This window comes from Halospeciosus flavus, from assembly GCF_029814175.1.
GTDB lineage: Archaea > Halobacteriota > Halobacteria > Halobacteriales > Halobacteriaceae > Halospeciosus > Halospeciosus flavus.
Genome location: NZ_CP122312.1, coordinates 1,648,648 through 1,673,815 on the forward strand (window position 1 = coordinate 1,648,648; position 25,168 = coordinate 1,673,815).

Consider the following 25,168-nt stretch of genomic DNA (forward strand, 5'->3'; position numbering starts at 1 on the left):
GGCCGGCCGGGCGGTCAGCGGTTCCGACTCACCGGGAACTTCACCTGCTCGGGGTGCTCGTTGGCCCGGTCGAGGACCCGCGCGTAGAGTTCGTTCTTCACCTGCTGGCCCCGGCGCGGTCGGGTGAGGTAGCGCAGGCGGAGTTCGACCCACGACTCCTCCTGTTTAACGTTGACGCTCGGGCGCTCGTTGACCTCCAACTCGACCGGCGTCTCCTCTAACTGCTCGCGGTAGCGCTCGACGGCGGCCGCCATCTCGTCGCCGAGGTACTCCGCGGCGGTCTCGCGGAAGAGTTCCTTCGTGAACTCGAGGTCCGTCTCGTAGGCGACCTGGAAGGAGATCTCGTTCCAGACGTACGGGAACTCGTCCCGGGAGAAGTTGACGACGTTCGCGGACAGTACCGCGCTGTTCGGGACCGTCACGTGTCGACCGGAGGGCTGGTTCGAGGAGACGAGTTCGCCGTTTATCTCCCACAGCGTCGTGACGAGGAAGTCGACGTCGACGACGTCGCCCTTGTTCCCCTCGATGGCGATGCGGTCGCCCACCTCGTAGGGCTGTTTGGTCATGATGTACACCCAACCGAACAGCGAGAGGAGCGGTTGCTGGAGGGCGAAGGTGGCTGCGAAGCCGACGACGCCGAGCGAGACGAGTGCGGGTACCCACTGCTGGGTGAACACGCCGAGGACGCCGACCGTCGCCAGCACGACGAAGACGAGTTGGAGCACCGACTGGACCTTGTGCCGGCGCCGTTTGTCCATCGTCCGGGAGAGTGCGAGTCCGGTGACGAGGACGTACGTCCCGTAGGCCGCGAGGACGACGGCGACCCCCGCGAGCGCCTTGGAGGTGAGTTCGGACGGGGTGAAGCCGTAGACGATCGGTCCGGGGAGCGTGGCCGACGCGCTCACGGCGGCGAGGACGGCACAGACGAGAGCGACGAGAATCGAGAGGTAGCCGCGTGTCACGCTCGGGTGGTCGGCGCCGACCTACAAAAGCTATCGGGAGAGGCGGGCGAGCGTGCCGGCGAGGACGCGGACGGCGGCCGCGCAGTCGTCCCAGTCGGTCCACTCCTTCGGGTTGTGCGAGACGCCGTCGCGAGAGCGGGCGAACAGCATCCCGACGTCCGTACACCGGCCGACGTGCATCGTGTCGTGGGCCGCACCGGAGTGGAGGTCCGGCGCGTCGAGTCCGGCGGTGGCGGCCGCCTCGTGGGACGCCGCGCGGACGCGTTCGTCCATCGCGACCGGTTCGACGTCGAACGGGCGCTCGAACGACGTCTCGACGCCGCGCTCGGCCACCACCCGGTCGAGTGCGTCCCGCGTCCGGTCGACGACCTCGTTCATCGTCCCGTAGTCGACGTCGCGGACGTCCACGCCGAGTTCGACGCGCCCCGGGACGACGTTCGTCGCGTTCGGGGTGACGTCGAGACTCCCGACGGTTCCCACCGCGGTCCCCGTCCGGTCAGCGGCGTCGCGTGCCGCCCGCTCGACGTCGAGGACCACCTCGCTGGCGGCGGCGAGGGCGTCCGTCCGGTCGGCCATCGGCGTCGCACCCGCGTGGTCGGCCTCGCCCTCGACGGTGACGTGGCAGTGCGTGATGCCCGTGATGTCGGTGACGACGCCGACGGGGACGCCGGCCGATTCGAGGCGCGTCGACTGCTCGACGTGGAGTTCGACCCACGCGTCCCACTCGCGGGCGTCGACGCGTCCCTCCCCGCGGAAGCCGATCTCGTCGAGCGCCGTGTCGAGTGAGACCCCGTCAGCGTCTTCGAGTGCGAGGGCCTCCTCGACGGGTCTGCGGCCGGTGGCGACGGACGACCCGAGGAGGCCGTCCGCGAACCGCTGGCCCTCCTCCTCGGTGAAGGAGACGACCTCCACCGGGCGGGTCGGTTCGACGCCGGCGTCCTGCATCGCGCGGACCGCCTCCAGCGCCCCGTAGACGCCCAGCGGCCCGTCGAAGATGCCGCCCGCCGGAACCGAGTCGAGGTGACTCCCCGCCGCGACCGGGGCCGCGTCCGGGTCGGCGCTCGGCGGCGTCAACCGACCGACGACGTTACCCACGGCGTCGACGCGGACGTCGAGTCCCGCGTCTTCGAGGCGCGAGACGAAGAACTCGCGCGCCCGCCGGTTCGCGTCGGTTCCGGCGAGGACGGTCCGGCCTCGTCCCTCCTCGACGTCGAGCGCGCCGAACTCCGCGTTCTGTTCGATGTCCGCTCGGAGCCGTTCCCCGTCGACAGTGACGTCCATGGGGGAGCGTCACTCCCCCGGAGTAAGAGCGTTCGCCTAGTCCTCGGACGTCCACTTGATGGAACAACCCTGCGAGGGACGGAACGACTGGTCGACCTCCTCGCCGGCGAGCACCGACTCGATGGCCTCGCGCACCTCGAAGCCGGGTTCCTCGCTCGGTTCTTCGTCCGGCGAGAGCGCGTCGTCGAGGCGGCCGTGGTAGGCGAGGACGAACTCGTCTCGGTCCTCGTCGTACCGGAGGAGGAACGGGTCGGGCGTACAGACCGCACCGTACGCCTCGGCGACGTCCTGGGACTCGTCGCGGAGGTAGGCGTCGTACCGAATCTCGCCGCGCTCGACGAACGCCTGCATCTGCTCGAAGGAGTCCTCGGGGTACTCCTCGGCGTCGTTCGGGTTGATGCCGATCACGGCGACGTCGTCGTACTCCTCGGCGATGGCGTTCAGCGCCTCGAACTTCGCCTGCGCGTACGGGCAGTGGTTGCAAGTGAAGACGACGAGCACGGCTTCGTGGTCGTCGTAGTCGGAGAGCGAGTGGGTCTCGCCGTCGACACCGGGCAGCGAGAAATCCGGCGCGGTGTCTCCCTGTTCGAGTGCTGGTTCGGAGGCTTCGAGTGTCACGTCTCCGACGACGTAGTGGAACGAGTAAGGTCTGACTCTCGCGGCGGAGGGTGGGAGTGGGGGCGACACTCCCTTGCAGAGGCACGGTGCCTGCCGACCAGGCGTCTGTGACGACTCGGCGGAACCAGTTACCAGCGTTGCCTTACCACTCAGGCATTTATGTACGTCGGCGCGTCACTGCCCGGACTCCCCGCGTAGAGCGTCGAGGTGGACGTCGACCGGCGCGTCCGCGGCCAGCGTGTAGCCGTCGTCGGTCCGCTCGGCCCACCCGCGGGCGGCGAGGTGGTCGAGGTGGGCGTAGGCCTCGCCCGGGCCGTGCATGATGTGGACGTTCGAGAGCGACCCGAACAGTTCGGCGCTCACCTCCCACGGCGTCGCGGGGCCGTGTTCGCGGAGGACGGCGAGGACGCGCTCGGCGCGTTCGGCGTGGTGTTCGGCGATGTCGTGGGCGCGCGCCGTCGGCGCGAAGATGGGGCCGCGGTGGCCCGGCCACCCCCGGTCGAGGTCCAGGTCGACGACCCGCTCCAGACTCGCGAGGTAGTTCGCCAGCGGTTCCTCGACGCGCACGTCCGCGCCGCCGACGTTCGGCGTGTACTTCGGGAGGACCGAGTCGCCGAGGAACGCCTCCCGACGGCCCTCACGCTCGAAGACGTAGGCGACGAGGCCGGCGGCGTGGCCGGGGAGGTGGACGACGCGGACCTCGTGCTCCCCCGCAGCGAGTCGGTCGCCGTCGGTGACGGGGGTCACGTCGACCGGTTCGCCGCGGAGGTCCTCGGACCCCTCGAAGAAGGACTCCAGTTCCGCGCGCTTCGCCGCGGGCATCCCCCAGTCGGCGAACTCCTCGAACTGCAACTCCCGGACGGCCTCCGTCGCCTCGGGGTCCTGGGCGACGAGCGGGGCGTCGGCCTCGTGGACGTAGACCTCGGCCCCGCTCTCGGTCTGTATCTGCCCGGCGAGTCCGGCGTGGTCGTAGTGCCAGTGCGTGAGGAGGATTCGGTCGAGGTCGGCGTAGTCGACGCCGCACTCGGCGAGGGCGGCGCGCAACTCGGCGTCGGTGGCGTCCGTCGCGACGCCCGTGTCGACGAGCGTCAGAGGTCCCGCCGCGTCGGTGGTGTGTCCGAGGAGGTAGACGCTGTTCCGACCCTCGAAGGTGTCGTTTCCGAGCTGAATCTGCTTCACGTCGCCCGGTTGGACACCGGGGGACTATACCTTTTCTCACGAACGACGGGGACAGACTTACGACGGTCGGCGACGCCCGTACGACGTGTCTACGCTCGCACTCCTCGGTGGTCCGCAACTTCGGGTGCTCGCGAAGGGAATCGGGTCGGCGCACGTCCCACGCGGGGCCGGCGGCGGCCGCGACGCGACCGTCCTCGACCTGTGTGACCGATCGTTCGCCGACGCGGCCGACGCCCACGAGCGACTCGACGCGCTCGCGGACCACTTCCGTTCGACCGGCGACCGCCGAACGGTCTTCCTCTCGATGTACGTGCAGGTCACCGACGGCGTGCGCGAGAGCGTCGACGCCGGCGAGTTCGCCGACCCGGCGTGGACGCTCGACTACCTCACGGCGTTCGCGGACCTGTACCGGCGGGCGCTGTTCGACTACGAACGCGGCGACCTGGAACGTGTGCCCGACGCGTGGGCGCTCGCCTTCGCCCACGCCGAGACCGACGACCGCCTCGTCACTCAGCACGCGCTGCTCGGCGTGAACGCGCACATCGTCCACGACCTGGCGCTCGCGCTCGACGCCGTGGGTATCGGCGAGGGGACGACGCGGGCGCGACGCTACGGCGACCACGTCGCGGTCAACCGCGTCCTCGAACGCCTCGTCGAGGACCTCCAGACGACGCTCGCGGCCGACGCACCCGGTCTCGCCGACGCCGACGTGACTCTCGGGCGGGTCGACGAACTGCTGGCGGCGTTCTCCGTGGCCGAGGCACGCGAACACGCGTGGCGCGTCGCCGTCGCGCTCGCGGACACCCTCGCGCCAGTCCGACCGGTGGTGCGGTGGTACCTGAACGCGGTCGCCGGGGGCGCGGCACAGGTCGTCCTCTCGCCGCCGCCAGACGTCGTCGCGACGCTCCGGACGGCCGAGACCGAGCGTCGCGGCTGAAAGTCAGCGGACGCGGTAGGTCTCCTCGCCCGCGAGGAAGCGACCGAGGTCCGACTCGCGGTGGTAGTCGCGGTCGAGGATCTCCGCGAGTGCGGCGACGAGTCGCTCCGAGTCGCCGGACTCCCACTCGTTCGGGTCGCGGACGGGGACGACGAGCCATCCGGCGCCGAGAATCTCGGTGCCGTGGAGTCGCGCCATGTCCAGTTCGTGTTTGTGCAGTTGGGCGGTGTACTCCCGGAGGACGTGCTCGGTCGCGCGCTCGCCGACCGGCAGGAGGACGTGGGCGGTGATGGCCCGGAGTTCGGCGTCGAAGTACCGCTCCAGTTCCACGTAGTCCGCCTCGCTCGGTTCCTCGTCCTCGGGGACGCACATGTGGAGGTAGGACGCGAAGAAGTCGCCCACCTCCGGTTCGTCGCCGGTCGAGCGGAGTAGGCCCACTTCCGCGAGCGCGGCCTGCAGGCGCTCGGCGGCGGGCGTCCCCGTGAACGGGATGCCCGTGTCGACTCCACCGTGGACGCCGGGGTGGTCGCCGACGAGGTGGAAGTCGGCGTTGGCGTCGCCGTACCCCGGGACGGCGCGCTCGCAAGGGGGCGTCATCCCGAAGGGGTTGCTCGTGCGGTCGGTGACGTTCTCCACGGACGAGGACAGGCAGTACGCGAATAAATGCCGTGCGGTTCGGCCGAAAAGCGAGTCGAATCGACCGCGAGACGCCGACTGCCGGCGCCTTAGAGTTCGTTGTGGATCCAGTAGCGCTCGACGTTCCGGGCGTCGACCCAGTGGACCTCGTCGTCGCCGTCGACGCGGAAGAACGGTGCGTCCGCGTCCTCGAACGCCACGTTGTGCTTGTGGAGTTCGAGTTCGTCGCCGGAGGCCGTCCGAATCATCACCTCGCCCTTCTCGTCGAGTGCGCGCGCGAGTCGGGTGAACGTCGACGTCTTGCTGTCGCTACTCTCCTGAGTGGTGGCGTGTGTCGTAGACATCGGCGTTCCCCGGCCGCGGCTAGTGAGCGCGCGCGAAAAATCGGTTACGGCCGACTACTGTCTGGTCACGTAGACGGCGCCCCGCATCCCGAGTTCGCGGTGGGCCTCACAGTAGTAGCGGACGAGACCGGTCTCCTCGAACTGGTGGCTGAACGTCGCGCCGGCCTCGTGGTGCCACGGACTCCGGAACGAACCGTCGGCGGCGACGACGTCGTGACTCCCGCCCTCTCCGGTCCACTCCCAGCGGACGGTCGTCACGGGCGAGACTGCGATGGCGGGCGGGCCGAACGCGAAGTCCGTCCCGTCGCCTGCCGGGACGCCCACCTCGACGGTCACCTCTCCCTGCCCGGTGTAGTCGCGGGTCCCCTCGTCGTTCTCGACCCCGTCGAACCACCCGCCGTAGTCGGGTTCCGACGGGAGCGTCGGGGGCGAGTCGGTCGCGTCGGACGAACACCCGGCAAGTGTGGCGACGCCACCAGTCGCCACGAGGGCACTCGTCCGGAGGAACGACCGACGGTCGCGAGACATATTCCCAGGTAACGAGCCGGGAAAGAAAAAGCGTGCGGGCCGCCACGGGAGGGACGGCGAGTAGCGCTTTACGTTTCCGTCGTGCACTTCGACGCGTGACGACCGCACTCGTCCTCGGCGACCAACTCACCCGGCAGGCCGGGCCGCTCGCGGCCGAGCACGACGTCGACCCGGACCGCGTCCTGATGGTCGAATCGCGGGCGTTCGCCACGCGCCGCCGCTACCACTCCCAGAAGCTCACGCTCCTCTTCGCCGCGATGCGGAACTTCCGCGACGCCCTCCGTGACGACGGGTGGACCGTCCGTTACGAGCGTGCCGACACCTTCCGCCAGGGGTTCGAGCGCTTCTTCGCCGACCACCCAGACGAGACGCTCGTGGCGATGGAGCCAGCGAGCCACGGGGCCGGGCGCGGACTTCGCGACGCCGTCTCGACTGCCGGTGGCGACCTCGAACTCGTTGCGAACGAGACGTTCCTCTGCTCGCCCGAGGCGTTCGACGAGTGGCACGCCGGCGCGTACGACGACGCGGACACCTACCGGCAAGAGGAGTTCTACCGGTGGATGCGCCGGCGGACCGGGTTCCTGCTGACCGACGACGGCGAACCGGAAGGTGGCTCGTGGAACTACGACGAGCAGAACCGTGAGACGCCACCCGCAGACTACGAGTCGCCCCCACTCCCGACGTTCGACTACGGCGAGCACGTCGGCGAGGTTCGGGAGTGGGTCGAGGAAGCGGTCGAGACGTGGGGCTCCGACGAGGAGTTCGGGTGGCCGGTGAGGCGCGGACAGGCCCTCGACGCACTCGCCGACTTCTGTGCGAATCGACTCGCCGACTTCGGTCCGTACCAGGACGCGATGGTTGGCGGTGAGTGGGCCCTCGACCACTCCCTGCTCTCCGCGGCCATCAACCTCGGTCTGCTCCACCCGCGAGAGGTCGTCGAGGCGGCCGTCGAGACCTACCGGGAGCGTGAGGACGTCCCGCTCAACAGCGTCGAAGGGTTCGTCCGCCAACTCCTCGGGTGGCGGGAGTTCGTCCGCCACGTCTACCGCCGGGAGATGCCCGACCTGGCCGACGCGAACCAACTCGACCACGAGCGGGACCTCCCACCGCTCTACCGGGACGCCGGGGCGACCGACGCGGCGTGTCTCTCCGAGGCGGTGGGCCACGTCGAGGAACGCGGCTACGCCCACCATATCGAGCGCCTGATGCTCCTCTCGAACTTCGCGCTCACCTACGGAACCGACCCGCGAGAACTGACCGAGTGGTTCCACCGGAGCTTCGTCGACGGGTTCCACTGGGTGACGGTCCCGAACGTCGTCGGAATGGGTGTCTACGCCTCGGACGCCTTCGCCACCAAGCCCTACGCGTCGAGTGCGGCCTACGTCGACCGGATGAGCGACTACTGCGACGATTGCCCCTACGACCCCGACGCGACGACCGGCGACGACGCCTGTCCGTTCAACAGTCTCTACTGGGACTTCCTCGACCACCACGAGGAGCGCTTCCGACACAACCACCGGATGGCCGCTGTCTACCACCACTGGGACGAACGCGACGAGGACGAGCGTGACGCCGTCCGCGAGCGCGCGGCAGAGGTCCGTCGGGCGGCGCGGGACGGGTCTCTGTGAAGTGGCCACCGCTCCTTTTGTGTCGCAGACGCAACCTCCGGACGTGAACGACCCCTACCCCGACCAGCCCGAAGAAGTCCTCTCGGAGTACCCCGACGAAATCGACGGCGCGCCCATCGTCGGCATCGACGCCGGCGGCGTGCCGGTGTACTTCGACCGCGAGAAAGAGGAAGCGTTCGAGGCCATCGGCCGCGAGAACGACTACAAACGCGGCGAACTACGCGGTGAAGGGCCGCTGAAGAACGTCATCGAAGACGTCGAAGCGGTCACCGGCTGGGACGTCCTCTCGAAGTTCGGCCGGGACAACGCCGGTGAGTGAAACTCGCCAAGCCCTCGTTCACTTTTTCCTTCACGCCCGCGAGACCGACGCGTCGCTGTCGCGAGTCGCTGCCGTATCGCTCGGCGAGGAAAGAGGTCGCGCGGATTCAGTCGAGGAGCGCCTCGGCTTGGGCAGTCTCGGCCGACTTCTCTTCCGGTTCGTCCGTCTCGACGGAGAGCCGATAGAGGTTCTGGCGTGCGTCGGGGATGTAGATGTCCTTCTCGACGATGTCGGCTTCCTGTAGGCGGTCGAGCGCGTCGCGGACCGTCCGCTGGGACAGTCGGGACTTCTCGACGATCTGTTTCTGCGTCAGCCCCCCGTTGTACTCCAGTACCTTCAACACGAGCTTGGAACTCGGCGGCAGGTCCTGGACGTCGTCGTCTGACACCATCACTTGTTACCACGAGGGCCGACCCTATAGGCGCTCGGTAACGGCTGTGTCAGGGGGTTACCCGGAGGTAACCGGACGATTCAGACCGGGAGCTCGATCTCGTCGACGTACTGCTCTTCCCACTCACGCCGGGCCTCGATTGCCCGGTGTCCGTCCTCCGTGAGTGTGTAGTAGTTCGTGCGAGCGTCCTGCTCTCCCTTCTCGACGAACCCGTCGTCGACGAGTGTGTCGAGGTTTTGATACACGCGAGCGTGGAGGACCGTCGAACCGTAGTACGACTCCAGTTCCTCCTGTATCGCCATTCCCTTGGGGGAACCGAGACCCGCGATGACGTAGAGTAAGTCACGTTGGAAGCCCGTAATTTCGTTCATGCCACGTCCGTGATAATCGGGGACCGATGTAATAAATTATCGGGGGTGCAGATAGATATCTAACAAGATACGGACTGCTCGGATACCCGAGTGGACGGCGGCGCGGAGAATGGTGAGAACGGAGTTACTCGGCGGTCGCTTCGTAGCCGGCGAAGTCGACGGCCTGGACGAGGTCCTCGGTGTTGGCGTCGCCCTCGACGGTCGCGACGCCCTCCTCGCGGTCGGCCTCGGCGTCCTCGACGCCGTCGACCTCGGAGAGCGCGTTCTCGACGATGTCTTCACAGCCTTCGCAAGTCATGCCTTCGACGCTGAGCGTCGTCATACGTCCCCGTTTAGACGACGACCGATAAGGGCGTTTCGACGGCGCGGGGAACTACCGGCCGAACAGCCGGTAGTCTTCGTCCGGCGTGGGACTTCGCTCGCTCCTCTCACGAAACCACCGTGAGACGCGAACGTCTCACGAGGTATACGCGTCCTCGACTACCGGCCGAACAGCCGGTAGTCTTCGTCCGGCGTATACCGCCTGAACAGCAGACTGTTCGTCAGAACGGACACGCTGGAGAGGGCCATCGCGCCAGCGGCGAGGACGGGTTGGAGCAGGCCGAGTGAGGCGAGCGGGATCATCGCCGTGTTGTAGCCGAGCGCCCAGAAGAGGTTCTGCTTCACCTTCGCGAGCGTCCCCTCGCTGACGCGGATGGCCTTCACCACGTCGTAGGGGTCGTCGCGCATCAGCGTCACGTCGGCCGCCTCGATGGCCACGTCCGTCCCGGAGCCGATGGCCGTCCCGACGAACGCGGCGGCGAGAGCGGGCGCGTCGTTGACGCCGTCGCCGACCATCATCGCGCGCGTCCCCGACGTCTGGATCTCCTCGACCGCGTCGGCCTTGTCCTCGGGGAGTACTTCGGCGTGGACGTTCTCGCGGGGGATACCCACCTCGTCGGCGACGGCGCGGGCCGTCCGCTCGTTGTCGCCGGTGAGCATCACCGTCTCGACGTCGCGTTCGTGGAGCGCCTCGACCGTGCGCTTCGCGCTCTCCTTCACCGTGTCGGCGGTGGCGACTACGCCCAGCAGGACGCCGTCGCGGGCGACGAGCATCGCAGTCTTGCCCTCGTGTTCGAGGCGCTCCATCGTCTCGGCGGCGGGTTCGGGGTCGATTCCGTTGTCCCGCAGCAGTTTGCGGTTCCCGACGAGCACCTCCGCACCGTCGACCGTCGCACGGACGCCGTGGCCGGGGACGTTCTCGAAGCTCTCGGGGTCCGAGACCGCGAGTCCGCGCTCCTCGGCACCCTCGACGATGGCCTCGGCGAGCGGGTGTTCGCTGCCGTGTTCGGCGCTCGCGGCGACCGAGAGGAGGAACGACTCGTCGTCGAGGTCCGCCGTCTCGTCGGCGGTTTCGGCCGCGACGCCACCGTCGGCGGCCGCGTCGACCGGTTCGACGTCGGTCAGCGACATCTCGCCCTCGGTGAGCGTGCCGGTCTTGTCGAAGACGACGACGTCGACGTCCTTGACGCGTTCGAGGACGTCGCCACCCTTGAACAGGACGCCGTTTTGCGCGCCGATGGTCGTCCCGACCATCGTGGCCGCGGGTGTCGCGAGACCGAGTGCACAGGGACAGGCGATGAGCACCGCGGAGGCGAAGACGACGACGGAGAACTCGAAGACGCCGACCGCGGCGGGACCGCCGCCGACCAGCCCCCACAGCGGGAGCGCGCGGACGAGACCCACGAGCAGGTCGGGCGCCAGGAACCAGACGAGCGCCCAGAGGAGGGCGTTGCCGATGACCGCGGGGACGAAGTAGGCGGAGATGCGGTCGGCGAGGTTCTGAATCTCGGGTTGGCGGGCCTGGGCCTCCTTGACGGTCTGGACGATCTGCTGGAGGGCGGTGTCGGCGCCGACCTTCGTCGCCTCGACGACGAGCAGACCGTTCTCGTTGACGGTGCCGCCGACGACTTCGTCGCCCTCGGCCTTCTCGACGGGGACGGACTCGCCGGTCACCATCGACTCGTCGACGGCGGACTCGCCCTCGACGACGACGCCGTCCGTGGGAATCTTCTCACCGGGCCGGACCTTCATCCGGTCGCCGACTTCGACTTCGTCGACCGGGACCTCTTCTTCGGTGCCGTCCTCGTGGACGAGCGTGGCGGTGTCGGCCTCCATCTCCAGGAGTTTCTGGAGCGCCTCGCCCGCCTGGCCCTTCGAGCGCGCTTCGAGGAAGTTGCCGAGGGTGATGAAGACGAGGATGAGCGCGGCCGTATCGAAGTAGAGACCGGCCTGCGGGAGCACGTCGAGTAGCGCGACGACGGAGTAGACGTACGCCGTCGACGAACCGAGCGCGATGAGCACGTCCATGTTCGCCGTCCGGTTCTTCACGAGCGCCTTGTAGGAGTTCTCGTAGAACTCCTTGCCCAGGACGACCTGGACGGGCGTCGCGAGGAGGAACTGGACCCACCCCATCGGCACGCCGAACACCGACCCGGGGAGCAGCGAGGGGAAGAAGAAGTGCTCGACGAGGAAGAAGAGGAGGGGTGTGGCGAGGGCGGCCCCGAACAGCACGAGGCGTCGCTGGCGGCGAATCTCCGCCTCGCGGGCGGCCTCGCGGCGTTCGGCCTCGGACTGTTCACCACCCTCACCGGACTCCTCGCCTTCACCCCCGCGGATGGGTTCGTAGCCGGCGTCCTCGATGGCGTCGTAGAAGTCCGCGAGGTCGGCGTCGGCGGGGTTGTACTCGACGTGTGCCTCGTCGGTGGCGAAGTTCGCCTCCGCGGAGAGCACACCGGGGACGTCGCGGAGCGCCGACTCGACGGTCTGCGAGCAGTTGGCGCAGGACATCCCCGTGATGCCGATGGTGACGTCCGCGCGGGCCGGTTCGTAGCCGGCGTCCTCGATGGCGTCGTAGACGTCCGCGAGCGAGACGGCGTCGGGGTCGTACTCGACGGTCCCCTCGTCGGTGGCGAAGTTCACCGTCGCCTCCGAGACGCCGTCGAGCGACTCGATGGCCTGCGCCACCGTCTGCGAGCAGTTGGCGCAGGACATCCCGCGTATCTCCAGGTGGGCGGTTCGCTCGGTCATACGTAAGTGTAGGGGGTCACCACCTAACGGCGTTTCCCCTTCGGTCGTTAAGCGATTCGGGCGCTCGACTTCGCTTTCGAAAGTCAGCTACGCCGACTCCTCGAACCGCTCGTAGCGCTCGCGGAAACGCGACTCGCAGGACGGGCAACAGAACTGGTAGCGCTCGCCGCCGATACGGGCCGAGACGCCCTCGCTGGTGACCGTGTTGTCGCACTCCGCACAGCCGAGGGCGAACTCGGTGCCGCCGACGCTGGGCGACCAGTCCACGTTCGCGAGTAGTGTCACGTCGACGTCCGCGACGGTCGCGTCGAGGTCCAGCGACTCCGCCAGCCACCGGTGGACTGCGGGGTCCGGCACCCGGGCGTGGAAGACGAGGTCACCCGACGCCGTCGTGAAGAGGTGTTCGACGGCCTCCTCGTCCCGGAGCGTCGCCCGCACCCGGTCAACGGTTCCAGCGTCGAGCGAGAGGGTGACGAGCACCGGCGTGCCCTCGCGGAGGGTCGAGCGGTCGACGTCGACGGTGAAGCGCCGGACGACGCCGAGTTCCTTCAGGCGGGCGACGCGGTCCGAGACGGCGGGCGCCGAGAGGTCGACCCGCTCCCCGATGTCGCGGTAGGAGCGTCGGGCGTCCTCCGTGAGCAACCGCAGAATTTCGAGGTCCGTGTCGTCGAGGTCGGGCATACGTGCCGATAGGACCTTACGACGAAAGACTCTTTCCGGTTCGCGCGTTCGAAAACGGGGGCGCATCGGCCCACTCGCTTAACGAACCGAAGGGAAACCGTCGTAAGGCCGGACGCCCAACGACCACGTGAGATGAGTATCACCATCACCGTCGAAGGAATGTCCTGTGGAGGCTGTGAAGACACCGTCGAGAGCGCACTCAGCGAGGTTTCGGGCGTCGAGTCGGCCGAGGCCGACCGCGAGGAGGGCGTCGCGACCGTCGAGGGCGACGCCGACGTCGACGACCTGGTGCAGGCCGTCGAACACGCCGGCTACGAAGCCAGCGCCTGAACGACACCGTTCCCGACCGTCCCTCTAACCGACCCTACTTCTCTCGATGCGCGCCGACGAGCGTCGCCACGAGCACCCCGAGGAGTGCCACGAGCGCCGCTCCTACGCCGAACCCAGGCACCGGTTCGCTCGTCGTCGGTCGGGTAGTCGTCCGCTCGGTCGTCGTGGTGGCGACCGTGGAACTGACGACGGTTCGAGCGACGGCACTGTCGCTCGGGTAGCGGACGTCGACCGCGGGGTCGAACGTCCCGTCGCTGTCCACGTCGGCGTAGGCGACGAGGGTGACGGTCGAACGTCCGCTCCAGGTCGGTTCGAAGGGGACCGTGTCGCCGTCGTCGTCGGGGAAGACGGCCGCGCTCCCGAGGACTGCCCCCGAGGCGTCTCCGCGGTGGGCCACGACGACGGAGGGGTGCGAGACGTCGGCCTCGAAGGCGACTTCGGCCGCACTGCCGTTCGTCACCTCGGTCACGTCGAGCGTCGCTTCGGGCGTCTCGACCGAGACGTTCGCGTGGGCGAGGACGCGCCCGTCGTCCACCGCGGAGACGTTCAGCGTCGTGTTCTCGGCGAACTCGTTCGCGTCGAGGGTGGCGGCGAACCGGCCCGACGTGGTCCGGACCGACGTGCGAACCGTCGAGCGCGTGGTCGAGTTGTTCGTCGGTTCGGCGACGACGGTCAGCGCGGACCCTGGCGCGAGCGACGAGGTGAACCACACCGACTGGTTCGCGGCCGGACGGACGAACCGGGTCGCGGGCGGCGAGACGAAGGACACCTCGCGCTCGACGACCACGAAGCGGTCGGTCGCCGTCCGGTTCGAGGTAGTGGCGTTCACGCGGTAGCGGTCGTCGGCGCGGAACGGGGGAGCAGTGACGTCGTCGCTGTGTCGGAGGTACGTCTCGACCCTGGCCGTGTCGACGACCACGTAGTAGGAGTCGTTCACCGCGTCGCCGACGAATCGGGTCCCGGGCCCGAACAGCCGAAGGTATTTCCCCGGGTACGACGGGCCGGGGTTCGTCTGGACCGCCGCGAGACCGTAGCCGGGTTCGGCGAGGAGCGACTCGAAGCGTTCGGTCGGCGTCGAACCCTCCTGGACCGCGAGCGCACCCTCGATGCCCGAGGCGTTCAGGCGGAGGACGAGCGTGTCGTTCACCGCGACGGTCCCGCGGGACGTCACGGGCCCCGACCGAATCGCCGTGGGTGAGGAGAGGTCGTCGTACGCGCCCTCGGGCGCGACGGCGACGGAGACGTTCGGGGCCGCGGGTTCACGAACACGGAGGGGGACGGTGGCGACGACCGGACTGTTCATTCCGTAGCCGGCGCGCAGTCGAACCTCGTACTCGCCTGCCGGAAGCCGTCCGGACTCGTCGAAGGCGTCGTGGACGTAGGTGTAGTCCGCGTCGTTCGGCGTCCCGAACCGGCCGTCGGGACCGCGCGCGTAGGTGTTGAGGAGGAGCGTCGCCTGCCAGTCGCGGTTCCCGTCGCTGACGGTGACGTTCGCGGTGTCGCCGTCGGGTGCGACGATGGTCAGTGTGCCGCTCCGGGTCTCGGCGAAGTTGACAGAGAGCCGAGCGAGGTCCCCACGCTCGGTCTCGTAGGACGTCTGCTCGAACGCGACTGTCGCCGGGTCGGCGGTATCGACCGCGACAGCCGGTGGCACGGCGGCGAGGACGACGAAGAGGACGACGACGAGGCCAGTCGTCTCCCGAATCGGTGTGGCAGCCATCGATGGGGAGTTGGCGTGACGGAAGTTATCTCTTCGCACTCCAAAGTCCGGGGCCTCCACTTCTTTATAGGGGCCACTCCAACCCGCCGACAGATGGACCGGCAACAACGGCGTATCTTCGGCTACCTCGGGTTCCTCGTCGCCGTCGTCGCCGCCTACACGCTCGCGTACGACTACGGCATGTCCCACTTCGAGGGGCAACCGGTCACGCTCGTCCACGCGTTCCACGTCGTCCTCGAAACCCTCACGACGACCGGGTACGGCGAGGACGCACCCTGGCGTTCGCCGGTGATGTTGCTCCTCGTCGACTCGATGATGATCACGGGGCTGTTCTTCCTCTTCCTGACGCTCCCGCTGTTCGTCGTCCCGTGGATCGGACGACGCATGGAGGTCCGCCCGCCGAGTTCGGTGGACTTCGAAGACCACGTCGTCGTCTGTGGGTTCACCGCCCGCGGCGAGACGGTCGTCGAGGAACTCGCCGCACAGAACGTCCCGTACGTCGTCGTCGAACCCGACCGCGACCGGGCACAGGACCTCCTCGAAGAGGGCCACGACGTCATCGTCGGGAAACCGGGGTCGACCGACACGCTCCAGCGTGCCGCCGTCACCGACGCGCGCGCCGTCGTCCTCGACGCGGGCGACGAGGCGAACGCCACCGCCGCCCTCTCCGTCGAGGAGTGTCTCGACACGGCCGGCGTCGACCCCTCGGAGGTGCAGGTCGTCGGGTTCGTCGACGACCCCAGTATCTCGCGGTACCTCCGTTACGCGGGCGCCGACCGCGTCCTCTCGCCGAACGCCATCCTCGGCCGGAGCCTCGCCGACAAGGTGACCAGCGCCATCACCGCGGAACTCGGCGAGACGGTCGACATCGGCGACGACTTCGAAGTCGTCGAGATGCCCATCCAGCGCGGGAGTCCCCTCGACGGCACGCGACTCGCCGAGAGCGGCATCCGCGAAGAGACCAGCGTCGACGTCGTCGGCGCGTGGTTCGAGGGCGAGTTCGTGGCCGCGCCCGACCCCCAGCGGGAACTCGACCGGACGACAATCCTCCTCGTCGCCGGCGACCACGACGCGCTGGAGTCGCTCAAGGACCTCACGCTCGCCGAGGCGCGCCAGCACGAGCGCGGCGGCGTCATCGTCGGCGGCTACGGCGAGGTCGGGTCGGCCGTCGTCAACATCCTCGACGGGACCGAGATCGAGACGACCGTCGTCGACGTGGCGGACGCACCGGGCGTCGACGTCGTGGGCGACGTTACGGACGAGGAGACGCTCCGGGAGGCCGGAATCGACGACGCGAACGCGCTCATCCTCGCGCTCGGCGACGACGTGTCGACCATCTTCGGGACGCTCGTCGGCCGCGAAATCTCCGAGGACGTCGAGATCATCTGTCGCGCCAACGAGTCCGAGAGCACATCGAAACTCTACGCCGCCGGCGCGGACTACGTCCTCTCGCTCGCCGACGTCAGCGGGCGGATGCTCGCCTCGGCCATTCTCGGCGAGCACGTGATGACGCTCGACAAACAGGTCGACATCGTCCGGACGGAGGCACCGAACTTCGTCGGCCGGACGTTCGGGGAGGAGGACATCCGCGCGCGGACCGGTTGTACGGTCGTCGCGGTCGAACGCGACGGCGAGGTGCTCACCGAACTCGGCCCCGACTTTCGGATCCAGGAGGGCGACGACCTCGTCATCGCGGGGACCGACCGCGACATCGCCCGGTTCAACGACGTCGCCGGGGTCGAACCGGAACCGACGTGAGCGGGCGAGGGCACCGGCATCGGCGGAGCCGAGGTCATCCCTCACATACTTAAGTCGGGTGAGCGTAGAAACAGACGAAACACAGGGGACTCGATGTCTGTTCATCCTGCAGCCACCCCGTACGAGCTCGACGGTGTGTTCCCACCGGAGCTCGTCTCGGAGATCGAACCGGGGACGAACCTGCTCGTCAGCGGCCCAGCTATGTCCGGGAAGCGAGAGCTCTTGCTCCAGTTGCTCGCTCGCGGCGCGCCGGACGACGAGGGGGCGATCGTCGTCACCTCCCGGAACCCCGGCGCGGACGTCGCCGAGGAGTTCAGCAGCATGATCGACGACCAGGACACCTTCTTCCGGGTCATCGACTGCCTCGGTTCGGAGTCGGAGTTCGACTTCGTCCACAGCGTCAGTTCCCCCGGCGACCTGACGGGCATCGGCATCGAGTTCTCCGAACTCGCCCGCGAGGCCAACGAACGCGAGGTCGACCGCATCCGTATCGGCTTCGACTCGCTCTCGCCGCTCCTCATGTACGTCGACCTCCAGCGGCTCTTCCGGTTCCTCCACGTCTTCACCAGTCAGATCCAGTCCCGCGACTGGCTCGGACTCTTCGCCATCGACCCCGACGCCCACGACGAACAGGTCGTGAACACCATCTCCCAGTTGTTCGACGGCATGATCGAGGTCCGGGTCGCCGACGAGGGCGGCCGGGAGGCCCGCATCCGCGGTATCACCTCTTCGCCGACCGAGTGGGTCCCGCTCGACTGACTAGGTCCCGCCGAGGTTAGACCGACGAATCGTCCTGTCCGTCGCTCCCATCCGCGTCAGCGTTGGCCACGTGAGCAGCGCGGACCGCCGCCGCGAGTCGCTCGCGTTTCGACGCGGACGCGAGGTGGGTCTCGCAGTCGCAGTCCGAGGCCCCGAGCGCGCCGACACCGTCGACGCCCGTCGCTGCACGGATGCGCCGGGCGACGGTACACTCCGCGTCGGCGTGCTCGCTCGTCACCGCCTCGGCGAGTCGCGTGTCCGGATGCCCGAGCAGGTAGTCGACGTGCCAGTGTCGCGCGTCGTTGCGACCGGCGGCGACGTCTCGGTGACGCTCGACCCGCGAGAGGCCGCCCGGCCCGAACGCGCTCCCGGTGTAGGCGTACCACCCGGCGTCGAGGTCGTGTTCGCCGCGCGCACCGAACTCGATGGTCGCCGGTTCGGCGAGTTCGACGAGGAGCGTGTACGTTCCCGGAGGCACGGCCGTCTATCGGTCGCTCACCCGAATGGATCTTTCGCTCCCGGCGGGAGAAAGGGTTTATCGCGTCGACGACGAGACTCGTGTCTCCGGTCCCGACGAGCGCCACCTCGAACGCGACGGCGACTACTTCGAACTGTGGGTCCGCATCGAGGACGCCGTCTACGCGGGGTCGGCCGACCCGCCCGACGAGACGCCGAGTTGCGGGCTGCTGTGAGTTCTTTAAGTAGTCCTGCGGAGTATATAAGGGCGAGTCGGTCGTTTCTCGGAGATTCTCACTTCGGTCGCTGCTCGCGGGTCGTCGCGGTGCTCCTCTCCGTTCGCGTCGTCGAGATTCTCGCTCACTTCGTTCGCTCCGAATCTCCTCACTCGCGTGTCGGTCGCGTCGCTCCCTTCCGCTCGTCTGCCCGAGATTCTCGACGGCTCGCGGTGCTCGCCGTCTCCGAATCTCGCTCGCTCCGAATCTCCCTACTCGCGTGTCGCCGACTTCGTCGCCTCCCGCTCGTCTTCCGGGTACTCCTTCGGAGTACCCTTACTCGTGCCCCGAGACCCGAACCGGCTCGTACGGCTCCTCCAACCACTCCATCTCGGAGTCGGTGAGGTCGATGTCCAGCGCCTCGACGGCGTCTTCGAGGTGCTCGACGCTCGTCGTCCCGACGATGGGCGCGTCGACCCAGTCCTTGTGCAACAGCCACGCGAGGGCGATCTGGGCCATCTTCACGTCCTTCTCGGCGGCGAGCTCCTCGACGCGTTCGTTGACCGCGGGGCCACCCCCCTCGCGGTAGGGGTGTTCGTACATGTGCTCTTCCGTCTCGCCGCGTTTCGTCGCGTCTATCTTCTCGTGCGGGCGGGTGAGGTAGCCGCGGGCGAGCGGACTCCACGGCATCACGCCGATTCCCTCCTTCTCGCAGAACGGGAGCATCTCGCGTTCCTCCTCGCGGTAGACGAGGTTGTAGTGGTTCTGCATCGTCTGGAAGCGCTCCAGACCGAGGTCGTCGCTCGTGTGGAGGGCGTCGGCGAACTGGTGGACCCACATCGAGGAGGCACCGGGGTAACGAATCTTCCCGCGGCGGACCGCGTCGTCGAGCGCGCGGAGCGTCTGCTCGACGGGTGTGTCGTAATCCCACCGGTGAATCTGGTAGAGGTCGATGGTGTCCATCCCGAGCCGGTCGAGGGAGTTCTCCAACTCCTGTTCGATGGCCTTCCGCGAGAGGCCGCCCGAGTTGGGGTTGTCCTCGTCCATCTGGAAGTAGCACTTCGTCGCGACGACCTGCTCGTCACGGTCGTACCCGGCGAGGGCGTCGCCGAGCACCTCCTCGGACTTGCCGTTCGAGTACATGTTGGCGGTGTCGAAGAAGTTGATCCCGAGGTCGATGGCGCGCTCGACGAGTTCCTCGCCCTCCTCGGGGTCGAGGACCCACGGTCGCCAGTCGCTTGACCCGAAGCTCATACAGCCGAGACAGAGCTTCGAGACCTCCATTCCGGTCGAGCCGAGCGTCGTGTACTCCATGCGCGAACGCTCGCTGGGCAGTGACAAAAAGGTGTGCGCGACTGCGTCAGTCGTCGCTCTCCGCGGCCGTCTCGGCCCGCGACTTCACGTGTGGATCGACGGCCTCCGGGACGTTCTCGAACCACCGGGCCTCGAGGATCCCCTCGCCGAGGTCGAGGTCGCCCTGGTGGGGCGTCCCCTCGAAGAGCAGCCAGAGACCGGCGACGCCCTCTTCGCCCTCGATGAGCGTGAACCGATAGACGAGCGCACGGAAGACGTCGTTCAGTTCGCACTCGAGACCGACCTGCTCGGCGACGTGGCGCCGTGCCGCCGCCGCGTGTGACTCCCGCCGCTCGCGGCTCCCACCGGGAATGTCCCACGCTTTCGGGTCGTCCTCGTAGCGGATGAGCAACACCTGCCCCTCGTCTTCGAGGAGGATGCGTGCCCCACCGAGTTCGTCACGTTCTGCGGCACGTAGACAGTCCATGTACGCCGATCGAGGGACTTCGACAGTCTCCTCGGTGACAGGGAACTCCCCGTACTCGTCGTGCAGTCGTCGTAGCTGATCTTCGATGTCCGTCATAGCTCTCGTTTCGACGTGGTTCCGCCGGCACCACGTCGCGGGCACGCGTCCGCCGCCGTCGACCGAGCGAACCCACCATCGGTCGGCGGCGAACGGTCGTGCGTGTCACTCGACCGGAAACCCCCTCGCGGTCCCCGCGATTGCCGGCTTCGATACTAACGTACTTTCCCCAATGAAAAAGAGATTCTGGTTCGAGAAGTACGATAGCACGTCTACCGGCTCGGTCGTCAGCCGAAGTTCTCGATCTTCGCGGCGTCCGTGTCGGCACCCGCCTCGTCGAGTGCGTCGAGTGCGTCTTCGAGGAACTCCGCGAACCCGTAGACGAACACCTGCCCGCCGACCGCCTCGACGGCCGCGTCCACGGCGGGGTCGAGGTCGCCGCCGACGAGGAAGACCGAGCCACCGGCGTCCGCGACCGCACCGAGGCGGTCGACGTGCGCGTGCGCGTCGTCGCGGTACACCACGGCGACGTCGCCGCCCTCCTGAATCACGCGCTCGGCGATGCCGACCGCGGGCCCGACGCCGGGACCGCCGACGACGAGCGTCACCGACTCCTCACCCTCGTAGTGGTTCCGTCCGAAGGGGCCCTTGACCCGGACCTCGTCACCGCGTTCGAGTTCCGCCAGGGTCGGACCGACGGTCCCCTCGGGGTCGATGCCGACCGTGATCTCGAAGGTCTCCTCGACGCGCGCGGAGGAAATCGTGTAGTGGCGCGCGTGTTCCTCGCCGTCGACGTCCAGCAACAACTGGACGAACTGACCGGGCTTGGCGTCGAAGGAATCGGGCGATTCGAGCGTGATGGCGACGGTGTCCGGGCCGACCGATTCGACCGACCGGACGGTGACGGTCTTCTCGCTCATGGTTCGTGAGTCGGTCGTGGGGACCATAGCGGTGACGCTCTTCGACGAACGTCGAGGTGGGGTGACAGGTACCCGAATCCCTTCCGGCGTACGGAGTCGTCTTCGGTCTCGAACTGACATGGACAAACGTCCAAAAATGCCTGGCAAAGATTGCGACGGCGTCGATTTCGGACTTCTCGTACGCTTCAGAAGGCTTTTTGCCAGGGGATTCGCAATCCTCTCACACATGCACGAGGACCTGAACTGGGCCATCGGCGGCGAAGCCGGCGATGGAATCGACTCCACCGGCAAAATCTTCGCACAGGCGCTCGCGCGCGCCGGCCGGCACGTCTTCACCTCGAAGGACTTCGCGTCCCGCATCCGAGGTGGCTACACCGCTTACAAGGTCAGAACGTCCGTCGACGACGTCAACAGCGTCGTCGACCGCCTCGACGTACTCATCGCGCTCACGGAGCGCACCGTCGACGAGAACCTCGAAGAACTCCACGAGGGCAGCGTCGTCCTCTACGACGGCGAACGAACCGAGTTCAGCGACTTCGAGGCCCCCGAAGACGTCACGGGTCTCGACGTCCCGCTGAAGTCGCTCGCCGAGGACGCGGGCGGTGCCATCATGCGGAACATCGTCGCGCTCGGCGCGGTCTGTGAAGTCACGAGCTTCCCCGTCGAGTTCCTCGACGAGTCCCTGGAGAAGCGCTTCGGTGGCAAGGGCGAGAAGATCGTCGAAGGCAACAAACAGGCCGCTCGGCTCGGCGCCGAGTACGTCCGCGAGAACTACTCCGAGGTCGGCGAGCAGTACGACCTCGAGACGACCGACGAGGACTACGTCCTGCTCAACGGCGACGAGGCCATCGGCATGGGCGCCATCGCCGCCGGTTGTCGTTTCTACTCGGGATACCCCATCACCCCGGCGACGGACGTGATGGAGTACCTCACGGGACGCATCGAGCAGTACGGCGGTCACGTCGTCCAGGCCGAGGACGAACTCTCCGCCATCAACATGGCGCTCGGCGCCGCCCGCGCCGGTGCCCGCGCGATGACCGCGACGTCCGGACCGGGTATCGACCTCATGTCCGAGACGTTCGGTCTCGCCGCGACCTCCGAGACGCCCCTGGTCATCACCAACGTCATGCGCTCGGGTCCCTCCACCGGGATGCCGACCAAGCAAGAGCAGGGCGACCTCAACATGATGCTCTACGGCGGCCACGGTGAGGTCCCCCGCTTCGTCCTCGCGCCGACGACCGTCGCGGAGTGCTTCTGGAAGACCGTCGAGGCGTTCAACCTCGCCGAGAAGTACCAGACGCCCGTCTACCTCACGGCCGACCTCGCGATGGCGGTCACGGAGAAGACGTTCAAGCCCGAGGCCTTCGACATGGACGAAGTCGAGATCGACCGCGGGAAGGTCGTCGACGAGGACGACATCTCCGCCTGGCAGAACGAGAAGGACCAGTTCAAGCCCCACGCCGTCACCGCCGACGGCGTCAGCCCCCGCGCCTTCCCCGGCACGGAGGGTGGCGTCCACATGAGTACGGGCCTGGAGCACGACGAACTCGGCCGTCGTACCGAGGACACGGACGTCCGCGTCGAACAGGTCGACAAGCGCCAGCAGAAGGTCGAAACCGCCCGCGAACGCGAGGACTTCGACTACCGCGAGTTCGGGAACCCCGACTCCGACAACCTCGTCGTCTCGTGGGGCTCCAACGAGGGCGCCCTCGTCGAGGCACTCGACTACCTCGAGGAGTCGGGCGTCGACGTGCGACTCATCTCCGTCCCGTACATCTTCCCGCGGCCCGACCTCACCGAGGACATCGAGGCCGCCGACCAGACCGTCGTCGTGGAGTGTAACGCGACCGGGCAGTTCGCCGACCTCGTCGAACACGACGCGCTCACCAGGGTCAAGCGCATCAACAAGTACGACGGTGTCCAGTTCAAGGCGGACGAACTCGCAGAGGACATCGAGACCCAACTGGAGGCCTAACACAATGAGCTCAGACGTTCGCTTCACCGACTTCAAGTCCGACAAGCAGCCCACCTGGTGTCCCGGGTGTGGTGACTTCGGCACGATGAACGGCATGATGAAGGCACTCGCCAGCACGGGCAACTCCCCCGACAACACGTTCGTCGTGGCGGGTATCGGTTGCTCGGGCAAGATCGGGACGTACATGCGCTCCTACGCGCTCCACGGCGTCCACGGTCGCGCCCTCCCCGTCGGCACGGGCGTGAAACTCGCCAACCCCGACCTCGAAGTGATGGTCGCAGGTGGCGACGGTGACGGCTACTCCATCGGTGCGGGCCACTTCATCCACGCCGTCCGCCGCAACATCGACATCACGTACGTCGTGATGGACAACCGTATCTACGGTCTCACCAAGGGGCAGGCGTCCCCGACCTCCCGGCCGGACTTCGAGACGTCGACGACCCCCGAGGGTCCCCAGCAGCCGCCGGTCAACCCGCTCGCGCTCGCGATGGCGGCCGGTGGCTCGTTCATCGCCCAGTCGTTCTCCAGTCACGCCCAGCGCCACCAGGAGATCATCGAGGAGGCCATCGAGCACGACGGCTTCTCGCTGGTCAACACGTTCAGTCCCTGCGTGACGTTCAACGACGTCGACACGTACGACTACTTCCGCGACTCGCTGGTCGACCTCAAGGAAGAAGAGGACTTCGACCGCCACGATTACGACCAGGCGAAGGGGAAGATCCTCGACGCGGACAAGGAGTACATGGGTGTCCTCTACCAGAACGAGAACGCCCAGTCCTACGAGCAGTCCCACGGCGTCGACGAGAACATGGCCGAGATCCCCGACGGCGCCCCCGAGGGCGCGATGGACCTCGTCCGCGAGTTCTACTGAGGACTCGCCACACCACGCCGCGTTCTCACTTTTTCGTGTCGCTCCGCCGTCGAGTCACGACTCCGCCCCCAACTTCTGTTCCTCGGGAAGCGTCGGAATTTGGCGGGTAGACGGCCGTGTTCAGCAACACTGATTACGTCGACTCCGTTTCGTAGTTCTATGACCGACCGCTTTGACGTGGCCATCGCCGGCGCCGGTCCCGCCGGGGCGCAGTGCGCGCGGGACCTCGCTCAGCGGGACTACGACGTGGTGCTCTTAGAGGCCGAACAGGAAGACGAGTTCCCGCGTCAGAGCAACAAATCGACCGCGGGGACGTTCCCGTCGATGATGTCCTCCTTCGGGATTCCCGACGACGTCGTGATGCAGTACACCGACAGCGTCGTCCTCGAATCGCCGAACGAACACTACACGAAACACCAACCCGGTGCCGTCCTCGAGTTCGGCGACTTCAAGAACTTCCTCGTCGACGACGCACGCGACCACGGCGCCGAGGTGTGGTTCGACTCCCGCGTCTCCAAGCCCGTCATGGAGGGCGGCGAGGCCGTCGGCATCCGCTACGCCGGCGACGAGGAGGTCCACGCCGACATCATTGTCGACGCGACCGGTCCCGCCGCCCCGCTCTCGAAGGCACTGAACGTCAGCCACCTCGAACGCGAGAAGCAGGCCATCGGCATCGAGTGGGAGATGGAGGGCATCGACATCGACCACGAGGGGTACGCCGACCTCCACGACGCGATGATGCTCCGCCTCGACCACGACATCGCCCCCGGTGGCTACTCCTGGATCTTCCACACCGGCGAGGACACCGCGAAGGTCGGCCTCTGTTACATCCAGAACGAGAGCCACCGTAACCACGCCCAGCAGGGCATGAGTATCGACGACTACCTCGAGTACTGGCTGGACACCGACCCGCGCTTCGAGAACGCGAGGAAACTCGAAGGCAAGCAACACCGCGGCTCCGCACACCTCCAGACTCCCGGGAAACTCCACACGGACAACTTCATGGCCATCGGGGACACCGTCCCGACCATCGACCCGCTGTGGGGCGAAGGAATTCACAAGTGCATGGCCTCGGGCCGTGCGGCCGCCATCGCCGCCGACTACTGTCTCACGCCCGACGAGCGCGACACCTCCGCGGCGAACCTCTCCGTCTACGAGGACCTCTGGCACGAGCGCGTCGCGCCGAACGCCCGCACCCGCCTCGCGATGACACACCTCCTCTACCTCGCGGACAACGAGCGCTACGACACGCTGATGCAAGACCTCCAGCAACTCCCCGACGACATCCTCTCGAAGGCCAACGAGGGCGACCCCCGCGCCATCTTGAAGCTCTTCCACGCCGACGACGTCTCGCTGGTGAAGCGCTTCGCACGCGAGGAACTCGTCGACCTGCTCTGAGACCCG

27 protein-coding genes are annotated in these 25,168 nt (G+C 67.6%); 10 read left to right on the forward strand and 17 right to left on the reverse strand.

Features of this window, described 5'->3' with window-relative positions; translation table 11 throughout:
- Window positions 1-14: 14 nt before the first annotated feature.
- The 4 genes from P0Y33_RS08600 to P0Y33_RS08615 all read right to left on the reverse strand — a co-directional run bounded on the left by P0Y33_RS08600 (window position 15) and on the right by P0Y33_RS08615 (window position 4,040).
- The gene (locus tag P0Y33_RS08600) at window positions 15-962 is read right to left on the reverse strand and encodes a mechanosensitive ion channel family protein (protein WP_279527001.1); all 948 of its coding nucleotides are present in this window, start codon (window positions 960-962) and stop codon (window positions 15-17) included.
- Window positions 963-992: 30 nt separating this feature from the next.
- The gene (locus P0Y33_RS08605; protein ID WP_279527002.1) at window positions 993-2,243 is read right to left on the reverse strand and encodes a M20 family metallo-hydrolase; all 1,251 of its coding nucleotides are present in this window, start codon (window positions 2,241-2,243) and stop codon (window positions 993-995) included.
- 36 nt (window positions 2,244-2,279) lie between these two features.
- The gene (locus tag P0Y33_RS08610; protein ID WP_279527003.1) at window positions 2,280-2,861 is read right to left on the reverse strand and encodes a thioredoxin family protein; all 582 of its coding nucleotides are present in this window, start codon (window positions 2,859-2,861) and stop codon (window positions 2,280-2,282) included.
- A gap of 174 nt (window positions 2,862-3,035) precedes the next feature.
- Window positions 3,036-4,040 (reverse strand): MBL fold metallo-hydrolase, encoded by a 1,005-nt coding sequence (locus P0Y33_RS08615; RefSeq protein WP_279527004.1) that lies wholly within the window; start codon window positions 4,038-4,040, stop codon window positions 3,036-3,038.
- An 85-nt stretch (window positions 4,041-4,125) separates the two neighbouring features.
- On the opposite strand from P0Y33_RS08615, the gene P0Y33_RS08620 reads away from it, so the two are divergent.
- Window positions 4,126-4,977, forward strand: a complete 852-nt coding sequence (locus P0Y33_RS08620) for a DUF5995 family protein (protein ID WP_279527005.1) — start codon at window positions 4,126-4,128, stop codon at window positions 4,975-4,977.
- Window positions 4,978-4,980: 3 nt separating this feature from the next.
- On the opposite strand, the gene P0Y33_RS08625 is transcribed toward P0Y33_RS08620, so the two are convergent.
- From P0Y33_RS08625 to P0Y33_RS08635, 3 genes are all read right to left on the reverse strand, one after another.
- Window positions 4,981-5,613 carry a uracil-DNA glycosylase family protein gene (locus P0Y33_RS08625; RefSeq protein ID WP_279527006.1) on the reverse strand — a complete coding sequence of 211 codons (633 nt, stop codon included), beginning with the start codon at window positions 5,611-5,613 and terminating at the stop codon, window positions 4,981-4,983.
- Between the two features lie 89 nt (window positions 5,614-5,702).
- Window positions 5,703-5,957: a hypothetical protein gene (locus P0Y33_RS08630; protein ID WP_279527007.1), complete on the reverse strand. Its 255-nt coding sequence runs from the start codon at window positions 5,955-5,957 to the stop codon at window positions 5,703-5,705.
- Window positions 5,958-6,011: 54 nt separating this feature from the next.
- Window positions 6,012-6,485, reverse strand: coding sequence for a halocyanin domain-containing protein (locus P0Y33_RS08635; protein ID WP_279527008.1), 474 nt, complete (start codon window positions 6,483-6,485; stop codon window positions 6,012-6,014).
- A gap of 95 nt (window positions 6,486-6,580) precedes the next feature.
- On the opposite strand from P0Y33_RS08635, the gene P0Y33_RS08640 reads away from it, so the two are divergent.
- Both P0Y33_RS08640 and P0Y33_RS08645 read left to right on the forward strand, forming a co-directional pair.
- The gene (locus P0Y33_RS08640) at window positions 6,581-8,113 is read left to right on the forward strand and encodes a cryptochrome/photolyase family protein (protein ID WP_279527009.1); all 1,533 of its coding nucleotides are present in this window, start codon (window positions 6,581-6,583) and stop codon (window positions 8,111-8,113) included.
- Window positions 8,114-8,156: 43 nt separating this feature from the next.
- The gene (locus P0Y33_RS08645; RefSeq protein WP_279527010.1) at window positions 8,157-8,432 is read left to right on the forward strand and encodes a hypothetical protein; all 276 of its coding nucleotides are present in this window, start codon (window positions 8,157-8,159) and stop codon (window positions 8,430-8,432) included.
- Between the two features lie 106 nt (window positions 8,433-8,538).
- Here the strand turns inward: P0Y33_RS08645 and P0Y33_RS08650 are convergent, their stop codons facing one another.
- From P0Y33_RS08650 to P0Y33_RS08670, 5 genes are all read right to left on the reverse strand, one after another.
- A complete protein-coding gene (locus tag P0Y33_RS08650; protein WP_279527011.1) occupies window positions 8,539-8,823 on the reverse strand; it encodes a MarR family transcriptional regulator in 285 nt (94 codons plus the stop codon).
- Between the two features lie 80 nt (window positions 8,824-8,903).
- The gene (locus P0Y33_RS08655) at window positions 8,904-9,194 is read right to left on the reverse strand and encodes a PadR family transcriptional regulator (protein ID WP_279527012.1); all 291 of its coding nucleotides are present in this window, start codon (window positions 9,192-9,194) and stop codon (window positions 8,904-8,906) included.
- Window positions 9,195-9,318: 124 nt separating this feature from the next.
- Window positions 9,319-9,516, reverse strand: a complete 198-nt coding sequence (locus P0Y33_RS08660) for a heavy-metal-associated domain-containing protein (protein ID WP_279527013.1) — start codon at window positions 9,514-9,516, stop codon at window positions 9,319-9,321.
- A 158-nt stretch (window positions 9,517-9,674) separates the two neighbouring features.
- Window positions 9,675-12,263, reverse strand: coding sequence for a heavy metal translocating P-type ATPase (locus P0Y33_RS08665; protein ID WP_279527014.1), 2,589 nt, complete (start codon window positions 12,261-12,263; stop codon window positions 9,675-9,677).
- 87 nt (window positions 12,264-12,350) lie between these two features.
- Window positions 12,351-12,944, reverse strand: a complete 594-nt coding sequence (locus P0Y33_RS08670) for an AsnC family transcriptional regulator (protein WP_279527015.1) — start codon at window positions 12,942-12,944, stop codon at window positions 12,351-12,353.
- A gap of 132 nt (window positions 12,945-13,076) precedes the next feature.
- On the opposite strand from P0Y33_RS08670, the gene P0Y33_RS08675 reads away from it, so the two are divergent.
- Entirely contained in the window at window positions 13,077-13,274 is a 198-nt protein-coding gene (locus P0Y33_RS08675) for a heavy-metal-associated domain-containing protein (protein ID WP_279527016.1), read from the forward strand.
- 34 nt (window positions 13,275-13,308) lie between these two features.
- Here P0Y33_RS08675 and P0Y33_RS08680 read toward each other — a convergent pair whose 3' ends face one another.
- Entirely contained in the window at window positions 13,309-14,994 is a 1,686-nt protein-coding gene (locus P0Y33_RS08680; RefSeq protein ID WP_279527017.1) for a DUF7827 domain-containing protein, read from the reverse strand.
- Window positions 14,995-15,087: 93 nt separating this feature from the next.
- Here P0Y33_RS08680 and P0Y33_RS08685 point away from each other — a divergent pair, with 93 nt between their 5' ends.
- Complete coding sequence (locus tag P0Y33_RS08685; RefSeq protein WP_279527018.1) at window positions 15,088-16,752, forward strand: potassium channel family protein; 1,665 nt, start codon at window positions 15,088-15,090, stop codon at window positions 16,750-16,752.
- Window positions 16,753-16,887: 135 nt separating this feature from the next.
- Window positions 16,888-17,511 carry an RAD55 family ATPase gene (locus P0Y33_RS08690; RefSeq protein ID WP_279527019.1) on the forward strand — a complete coding sequence of 208 codons (624 nt, stop codon included), beginning with the start codon at window positions 16,888-16,890 and terminating at the stop codon, window positions 17,509-17,511.
- A gap of 16 nt (window positions 17,512-17,527) precedes the next feature.
- Here P0Y33_RS08690 and P0Y33_RS08695 read toward each other — a convergent pair whose 3' ends face one another.
- A complete protein-coding gene (locus P0Y33_RS08695; protein WP_279527020.1) occupies window positions 17,528-17,989 on the reverse strand; it encodes a GIY-YIG nuclease family protein in 462 nt (153 codons plus the stop codon).
- Window positions 17,990-18,014: 25 nt separating this feature from the next.
- On the opposite strand from P0Y33_RS08695, the gene P0Y33_RS08700 reads away from it, so the two are divergent.
- Window positions 18,015-18,203, forward strand: a complete 189-nt coding sequence (locus P0Y33_RS08700) for a hypothetical protein (protein WP_279527021.1) — start codon at window positions 18,015-18,017, stop codon at window positions 18,201-18,203.
- 315 nt (window positions 18,204-18,518) lie between these two features.
- Here P0Y33_RS08700 and P0Y33_RS08705 read toward each other — a convergent pair whose 3' ends face one another.
- The 3 genes from P0Y33_RS08705 to P0Y33_RS08715 all read right to left on the reverse strand — a co-directional run bounded on the left by P0Y33_RS08705 (window position 18,519) and on the right by P0Y33_RS08715 (window position 20,918).
- Complete coding sequence (locus P0Y33_RS08705; RefSeq protein ID WP_279527022.1) at window positions 18,519-19,496, reverse strand: aldo/keto reductase; 978 nt, start codon at window positions 19,494-19,496, stop codon at window positions 18,519-18,521.
- Window positions 19,497-19,542: 46 nt separating this feature from the next.
- Window positions 19,543-20,058, reverse strand: coding sequence for an NUDIX hydrolase (locus tag P0Y33_RS08710; RefSeq protein WP_279527023.1), 516 nt, complete (start codon window positions 20,056-20,058; stop codon window positions 19,543-19,545).
- Between the two features lie 227 nt (window positions 20,059-20,285).
- Complete coding sequence (locus P0Y33_RS08715) at window positions 20,286-20,918, reverse strand: ferredoxin--NADP reductase (RefSeq protein ID WP_279527024.1); 633 nt, start codon at window positions 20,916-20,918, stop codon at window positions 20,286-20,288.
- A 226-nt stretch (window positions 20,919-21,144) separates the two neighbouring features.
- On the opposite strand from P0Y33_RS08715, the gene P0Y33_RS08720 reads away from it, so the two are divergent.
- The 3 genes from P0Y33_RS08720 (at window position 21,145) to P0Y33_RS08730 (ending at window position 25,162) form a co-directional block, all read left to right on the forward strand.
- Window positions 21,145-22,893: a 2-oxoacid:acceptor oxidoreductase subunit alpha gene (locus P0Y33_RS08720; protein ID WP_279527025.1), complete on the forward strand. Its 1,749-nt coding sequence runs from the start codon at window positions 21,145-21,147 to the stop codon at window positions 22,891-22,893.
- 4 nt (window positions 22,894-22,897) lie between these two features.
- Complete coding sequence (locus tag P0Y33_RS08725) at window positions 22,898-23,764, forward strand: 2-oxoacid:ferredoxin oxidoreductase subunit beta (protein WP_279527026.1); 867 nt, start codon at window positions 22,898-22,900, stop codon at window positions 23,762-23,764.
- 159 nt (window positions 23,765-23,923) lie between these two features.
- Window positions 23,924-25,162, forward strand: coding sequence for a digeranylgeranylglycerophospholipid reductase (locus tag P0Y33_RS08730; RefSeq protein WP_279527027.1), 1,239 nt, complete (start codon window positions 23,924-23,926; stop codon window positions 25,160-25,162).
- Window positions 25,163-25,168: the final 6 nt, after the last annotated feature.

Bases quoted from the DNA above. Each gene is read 5' to 3' on its own strand.
- P0Y33_RS08685 (WP_279527018.1), top strand. From the start codon at position 15,088: ATGGACCGGCAACAACGGCGTATCTTCGGCTACCTCGGGTTCCTCGTC.
- P0Y33_RS08650 (WP_279527011.1), bottom strand. From the start codon at position 8,823: ATGGTGTCAGACGACGACGTCCAGGACCTGCCGCCGAGTTCCAAGCTC.
- P0Y33_RS08725 (WP_279527026.1), top strand. From the start codon at position 22,898: ATGAGCTCAGACGTTCGCTTCACCGACTTCAAGTCCGACAAGCAGCCC.
- P0Y33_RS08730 (WP_279527027.1), top strand. From the start codon at position 23,924: ATGACCGACCGCTTTGACGTGGCCATCGCCGGCGCCGGTCCCGCCGGG.
- P0Y33_RS08700 (WP_279527021.1), top strand. From the start codon at position 18,015: ATGGATCTTTCGCTCCCGGCGGGAGAAAGGGTTTATCGCGTCGACGAC.
- P0Y33_RS08660 (WP_279527013.1), bottom strand. From the start codon at position 9,516: ATGACGACGCTCAGCGTCGAAGGCATGACTTGCGAAGGCTGTGAAGAC.
- P0Y33_RS08680 (WP_279527017.1), bottom strand. From the start codon at position 14,994: ATGGCTGCCACACCGATTCGGGAGACGACTGGCCTCGTCGTCGTCCTC.
- P0Y33_RS08630 (WP_279527007.1), bottom strand. From the start codon at position 5,957: ATGTCTACGACACACGCCACCACTCAGGAGAGTAGCGACAGCAAGACG.
- P0Y33_RS08710 (WP_279527023.1), bottom strand. From the start codon at position 20,058: ATGACGGACATCGAAGATCAGCTACGACGACTGCACGACGAGTACGGG.
- P0Y33_RS08635 (WP_279527008.1), bottom strand. From the start codon at position 6,485: ATGTCTCGCGACCGTCGGTCGTTCCTCCGGACGAGTGCCCTCGTGGCG.
- P0Y33_RS08605 (WP_279527002.1), bottom strand. From the start codon at position 2,243: ATGGACGTCACTGTCGACGGGGAACGGCTCCGAGCGGACATCGAACAG.
- P0Y33_RS08675 (WP_279527016.1), top strand. From the start codon at position 13,077: ATGAGTATCACCATCACCGTCGAAGGAATGTCCTGTGGAGGCTGTGAA.
- P0Y33_RS08715 (WP_279527024.1), bottom strand. From the start codon at position 20,918: ATGAGCGAGAAGACCGTCACCGTCCGGTCGGTCGAATCGGTCGGCCCG.
- P0Y33_RS08655 (WP_279527012.1), bottom strand. From the start codon at position 9,194: ATGAACGAAATTACGGGCTTCCAACGTGACTTACTCTACGTCATCGCG.
- P0Y33_RS08720 (WP_279527025.1), top strand. From the start codon at position 21,145: ATGCACGAGGACCTGAACTGGGCCATCGGCGGCGAAGCCGGCGATGGA.
- P0Y33_RS08705 (WP_279527022.1), bottom strand. From the start codon at position 19,496: ATGGAGTACACGACGCTCGGCTCGACCGGAATGGAGGTCTCGAAGCTC.
- P0Y33_RS08670 (WP_279527015.1), bottom strand. From the start codon at position 12,944: ATGCCCGACCTCGACGACACGGACCTCGAAATTCTGCGGTTGCTCACG.
- P0Y33_RS08665 (WP_279527014.1), bottom strand. From the start codon at position 12,263: ATGACCGAGCGAACCGCCCACCTGGAGATACGCGGGATGTCCTGCGCC.